General features: G+C 38.8%; 8 protein-coding genes. 4 read left to right on the forward strand and 4 right to left on the reverse strand.

Annotated elements, in window-relative coordinates; genetic code table 11:
* From V5N63_RS04660 to V5N63_RS04670, 3 genes are all read left to right on the forward strand, one after another.
* On the forward strand, positions 1–194 hold a 194-nt coding region (locus tag V5N63_RS04660), incomplete at its 5' end, for a TolC family protein (protein ID WP_332033003.1).
* Positions 195–198: 4 nt separating this feature from the next.
* Complete coding sequence (locus V5N63_RS04665; RefSeq protein WP_332033004.1) at positions 199–789, forward strand: SprT-like domain-containing protein; 591 nt, start codon at positions 199–201, stop codon at positions 787–789.
* Positions 790–791: 2 nt separating this feature from the next.
* A complete protein-coding gene (locus V5N63_RS04670) occupies positions 792–1,874 on the forward strand; it encodes a mannose-1-phosphate guanylyltransferase (RefSeq protein ID WP_332022567.1) in 1,083 nt (360 codons plus the stop codon).
* Between the two features lie 55 nt (positions 1,875–1,929).
* Here V5N63_RS04670 and V5N63_RS04675 read toward each other — a convergent pair whose 3' ends face one another.
* The 4 genes from V5N63_RS04675 to V5N63_RS04690 are packed head-to-tail and all read right to left on the reverse strand — an operon-like array spanning position 1,930 to position 4,678.
* Entirely contained in the window at positions 1,930–2,895 is a 966-nt protein-coding gene (locus V5N63_RS04675) for a glycosyltransferase family 9 protein (protein WP_332033021.1), read from the reverse strand.
* The gene (locus tag V5N63_RS04680) at positions 2,895–3,314 is read right to left on the reverse strand and encodes a SufE family protein (RefSeq protein ID WP_088468414.1); all 420 of its coding nucleotides are present in this window, start codon (positions 3,312–3,314) and stop codon (positions 2,895–2,897) included. Before V5N63_RS04680 ends, V5N63_RS04675 begins: the two co-directional genes overlap by 1 nt.
* Before the next feature lie 32 nt (positions 3,315–3,346).
* Positions 3,347–4,450, reverse strand: a complete 1,104-nt coding sequence (locus V5N63_RS04685) for a glycosyltransferase family 4 protein (RefSeq protein ID WP_332033005.1) — start codon at positions 4,448–4,450, stop codon at positions 3,347–3,349.
* A 9-nt stretch (positions 4,451–4,459) separates the two neighbouring features.
* The gene (locus V5N63_RS04690) at positions 4,460–4,678 is read right to left on the reverse strand and encodes a uroporphyrinogen decarboxylase (protein WP_332033006.1); all 219 of its coding nucleotides are present in this window, start codon (positions 4,676–4,678) and stop codon (positions 4,460–4,462) included.
* Between the two features lie 159 nt (positions 4,679–4,837).
* On the opposite strand from V5N63_RS04690, the gene V5N63_RS04695 reads away from it, so the two are divergent.
* On the forward strand, positions 4,838–5,657 hold an 820-nt coding region (locus V5N63_RS04695; protein WP_332033007.1), incomplete at its 3' end, for a Clp protease N-terminal domain-containing protein.

Consider the following 5,657-nt stretch of genomic DNA (forward strand, 5'->3'; position numbering starts at 1 on the left):
CAGAGAAAAGCGCGAAGCTGGCTCTGGATTTTGCCGAAAAAAGCTTTGCTGCAGGTCGCTCTACGGTTTATGACCTCAACAGTGCCAGAAATAATTTTGCCAACGCGCAGGGATCTGTAGCCCAGGCTAAATATAACTATCTCTTCAGTATGAAACTCCTGAATTTCTATGCTGGAATCCCATTGAGTCTGTGATAAAATGTCTGTTGCCAACCTTCAGAAATACTTGCCTGAGAATACTTTGCCTTATCTGAAAACCTGGTTTGGCGAACATTATATTCATATTAAAATCACAAAAGCACGAAATTCCAAACTGGGTGATTACCGGAAAATGCCGGATAAATCTCACCAGATTACGATAAATTCAACATTGCAGCCGCAACTTTTCTTTTTTGTTTTAACACATGAACTGGCGCATCTTCTGGCTTTCGAAAATTTCGGAAACCGTATTTCCCCGCATGGTGCAGAATGGAAAAATACTTTCAGAACAATGCTTTTAGAAAGTATTTCCATTTATTCTGAAGATTTAAAACCGATCATCCTTAAATTCTCGAAAGCACCGAAAGCCAATTTCATGTCGAGTCCGGATTTGGTAAAATACTTCCACATCGAAAATTACGAAGACGAAACTTCATACATCGAAGATTTAGAAACCGAGGACCGTTTTATTTACCGTAAACAAACTTATATCATAGAAGGTAAACGCAAAAAGAACTATATTTGCCTGAATCTCGATAACGGAAAAAGGTATATTTTCAAACCTTTAGCAAGAGTAGAAAAATTAAGTTAATCATGTCTAAATCAAACAATTACTGCGTTATTATGGCAGGAGGAGTCGGCAGCCGGTTCTGGCCAATGAGTACACAGAAATTCCCTAAACAGTTTCAGGATATTTTAGGAACGGGCCGAACAATGATTCAGCAGACCTATGACAGAATCAGCCAGATTGTTCCTAAAGAAAATATCTACGTCATCACTAATAAAGAATATGTTTCGCTGACCGAACAGCAGCTTCCGGAACTGAAACCACAGAATATCGTGGGCGAACCGATGATGAAAAACACCGCAGCCTGCAACATCTACATGGCGAAGAAAATTGCGGCTGAAAATCCCGACGCCAATATGATTGTGCTGCCTGCAGACCATTTGATTCTGAAAGAAACTGCGTTCCTGCAGAAAGTGGAACTGGCTTTCAATTTGGCTTCAAAAAACGATTACCTCATCACGTTAGGAATTACTCCTACCAGACCTGATACGGGTTACGGCTATATTCAGTTCATCGATAAAAAAAATGCAGACCATTTTAAAGTGAAAACTTTCACCGAAAAACCGATTCTGGAAATTGCCAAAAGTTTCCTGGAAAGCGGTGATTTTCTTTGGAATGCCGGAATTTTTATCTGGAACGTAAAATCAATCCTCGCCGCCTTCGATGCGCATCTGGAGGAAATGTCGCAACAGTTTGTGAGTTGCGAATACAATACCGAAGATGAAGTACGTTGTATTGAAATGATTTATCCCAAAGTAACCAAAATCTCCATCGACAACGGTATTCTTGAAAAAGCAAAGAATGTTTACGTAATTCCTGCAGATTTAGGCTGGAGCGATTTAGGAAGCTGGACTTCGGTTTACGAAAATTACGATAAAGACGAAAACGAAAATACCGTGCATCCGAAACATGTACTTTTATATAATGCAAAAGGCAATATCGTTCAGTTCAAAAATAAAAACAAAGCAGCGGTTATCGATGGTTTACAGAATTATATTGTGGTAGATACCGATAAAGCACTTCTAATTTGTCCTCGGGAAAACGACCAGCTCATTAAGGACTACATCCAAGACCTGAAGAACGTTAGAAAAGGTGACAAATTTTTATAACGCCTTACAAACAAAAAATTCTTTCATTAATCTGAAAGAATTTTTTGTTTTATCGCTATTCAATTTTATCGATAACCTGCTGAATATTAATTTCATGAAGGCAAGCCCAATCGCCACGGTAACATTTTTTGTCACCGAAGACTGAACACGGCCTGCAGGTAAGATCTTTTATATGAACCACATCATCTTCGCTCTGTCCGTAGCCAAGAAAACCCGCGTGAGGATGTGTAGATCCCCAAACTGAAATGCATCGCGTTCCTACTAAACTTGCTAAATGCATATTGGCAGAATCCATGGAAATCATGATCTCAAGACGTGCGATTTTCGACAGTTCTTCCTTTATACTGAGTTTACCGGCAACATTTTCAGCGTTTGGTATTTGTGAAACCCATTTGTCGAGGGTTTCTACCTCATGTTTTCCTCCGCCAAAAAAGTATATTCTGTATTTTTCTGAAAGATGTTTTGCCAGTTCGAATGACTTTTCAAGGGGCAGCATTTTTCCTTCATGCTGTGCGAAAGGAGCGAAACCGATTCCATTTTTTTGTAATGAAACTGTCCTATATTGATGGGATAATTCAACTGAAAACCCTAAATCCCGAAAGACATCAGCATATCTTTCGGTAGTTTTTTTCAGCGGTTTTTTTTCCAAATTCCAGATATCAGTGAGATGCTCTTTTTCATCTTTTCCTTTACTGATGACGGCTACACGATAGTTTTTCCGACTAAAAATTCGGTTGAGTATTTTTGTCCGAATAACATCGTGTAAATCAGCAATATAATGAGGATTAAATTCTGTGATGAGTTCTTTGGCAAGTTTCCGCAAACCCAAAAATCCTTTGTAATCATCAATATTTACTCCTTTAAAAATAAGATTAGGAACACCTTCAAACAAATCGCTGAAGTTTTTCCGCGTTACAAAAACAATCTGCACCTCGGGATTCTGCTCCAGAAATTCAGTCACAACCGGCACTGTCATCGCTACATCGCCAAAAGCTGAAAAACGGTATGCTAAAATGGTAATCACTTCTTAAGTTGATATGCAACGGCGTAAAACTTAATTTGCTTGGTCATGGCCATCAAGCCGTTGGCACGCGAAGGCGAAAGAAATTCCTGCAGCCCAATTTCCGAAATAAAGTCAAAATCGGAATCCAGTATTTCCTGGGTTGTATGCCCGCTGTAAATAGAAACCAGCAACGAAACAATTCCTTTAGGCAGAATACCGTCGGAATCGGCTTCGAAAAACAGTTTACCGTCCCGGAACTCGGCATCAATCCAGACTTTAGACTGGCAGCCCTTAATTAAGTTGGCATCCGTTTTCTTGTCCTCAGAAAGTCCTTTTAGTTCTTTTCCGAGGTCAATAATATATTCGTATTTCTGTTCCCAATCTTCAAGAAATGCAAATTCTTCGATTAATTCCTGCTGTTTTTCTTTGATGGTCATCTTAAAATTTCTGTTTGTGCAAAGATAAGAATTTAGCTTTTAGGAGTTCTGGATTTAATTTTACCGAAAAGCCCAAGTAATCTGTTTTCTTCATTTTCCCAGCAAAGTTGTGAGGCCGCATGATCTAAAGCGTCTTTATAAGAATCTTTCCCATTATTAAGAACCAACTGAATTTTTTGTGCAAGTTCGTTGTAATCCCGGATTTTTTCACCTGCTTTAAAATGGTCTGCAACTTTCCTCATCTCCGGAAAATCTGACACCACCACGGGAATCCTTGCCTGAATATAATCTGATATTTTATTGGGCATTGAGAAATAGTAACTCAACCCGTTATTTTCTTCGATACTTACTCCTAAGTCTGCTTTTTGGGTGATTTCGCGGAGTTTTTCCGGCAGAATTTTACCAATAAATTTCACTTTATTATCCAAACCTAAATTTTTAGTCAATTCCTGAAATTCCTTCTTTTTAGGTCCGTCACCGGCAATCCAGAGTTCTGCATTTTCAATTTTATGCATTTCCGGGATCAACTTATCCAGGCCTCGGGATGGATTGATTACCCCTTGATAAATAATTACTTTTGGTGAATTAACTATAGAATAATCTTGTGGATTTCCGGATTTCAGCGGGAAATTCTGCACTACAACAGGTCTTTCAATTCCGTAGGTCTTATGAAACCAGTCTGCGTAACTTTCACTAGCAGTCATCACAAATTTCAGTTTGGGTGCAATAAAAGACTCCAATGACCGCCAGATATTTTGGGTAAAGCGGCCGTTGACCGACGGCATTTCGGTAAAAATCTCGTGGCTGTCGTACACCAAAGGTATATTCAGCTTTTTTGAAACCATATAATTGGGCAGTAAGGTATCCAAATCATTCGAAAGGAGAATAGTGTGCTGATCAGCTTTCTTCAGCAGTTCTTTATAAAGTTTCCATTGAAATTCCACATAAGCATACCGCAGAATTTTGGATTTTAATATAATTCTGGAAACCGCATAATCGCGTTTCAGATCAGGCAAGCCACCCCAGTTATTCCCTATAAGTTCGATGGCGAATCCGTTTTCGGACAATGTTCTGCATACCTTTTCAACACGTTGGTCTGTCGATAAATTATTAAAAACGCTTACCAGAACTTTCATGAGAGAAATTTAGTCTTTTTTTACCAGATGATACCCCTGAATAATGCACAGAATGGCATTGGGAATAATAATAGGCCACAGATAATCACTGTAAATCCCATAAATCACAAAGAAAATACATCCGATAAGATTTACGATTCTGATTTTCTTGATGTCTTTCAGCACAAAACTCAATACAACGAAGAAAGAAGCGGCGTAGCCGATATAGTTGGTAATTTCCGGACTCATAGTTAAAAAATTTAGGGAGACAAACGTAGTCATTTTCAGCCGAATGATAAAATATATCCTGCCATAAAGTCATTATTTAATTTTGGTAAAGTATTTGTAACTTTGATATGGCATTAAAGATTCGTTGCAGTCTTCATGCTTAAATAATGAATCAAAAATATGGATCATAAATTTTCAAACGGTTTGGATCAGGTGTTCCAACAAAGTAAAAGAGAAGCAAGACGTTTGCAAAGTGAGTTTCTGAATACAGAACATTTCCTTTTGGGAATGATTAAGACAGAGAACTCTGCAAAGGATATCCTGCAAAATCTGGGTGCAGATTTAACGCAAATTAGAAGAAAAATCGAAACCATGTCGGTGTCGGGACTTAATCCGTTTTCGGCAGAAAGCGATAAGATTTCTTTTACAAAAATGGCCGATCAGGCAGTAAAACGGTCAGAACTCGAATGCAGACAGTATCAGGGTTCAGAAATTAATACCGTTCATCTGCTTTTAGGTATACTTTATAAGTCGGATGACCCTTCAACCAATATTTTAGGCTCTTATGACATTGATTATGAAAGAGTAACCAAAGAGTATCAGACCATGCTTAAAAACTCCGGACAGGATCCGAAAATGAGCGCTTACGACGATGACGAAGAGCGCGAAGAATTCGGGCAGATGCGTAAACCTACCGGAAATATCGGGACTGGAAAAAGCAAAACTCCTACGCTGGATAATTTCGGACGTGATTTAACTTCGCTTGCCAGAGACGGTAAACTCGACCCTGTGATCGGGCGTGAAAAAGAAATCGAAAGGGTTTCGCAGATTCTTTCAAGAAGAAAGAAAAATAATCCGCTCTTAATCGGTGAACCTGGTGTTGGTAAATCAGCCATCGCCGAAGGTTTAGCTTTAAGAATTCAACAGAAAAAAGTATCGCGTGTTCTTTATGGCAAGAGAGTGATTACACTTGATCTGGCAAGTTTGGTTGCCGGAACAA

This window comes from Kaistella sp., from assembly GCF_032060305.1.
Lineage (GTDB): Bacteria > Bacteroidota > Bacteroidia > Flavobacteriales > Weeksellaceae > Kaistella > Kaistella yananensis.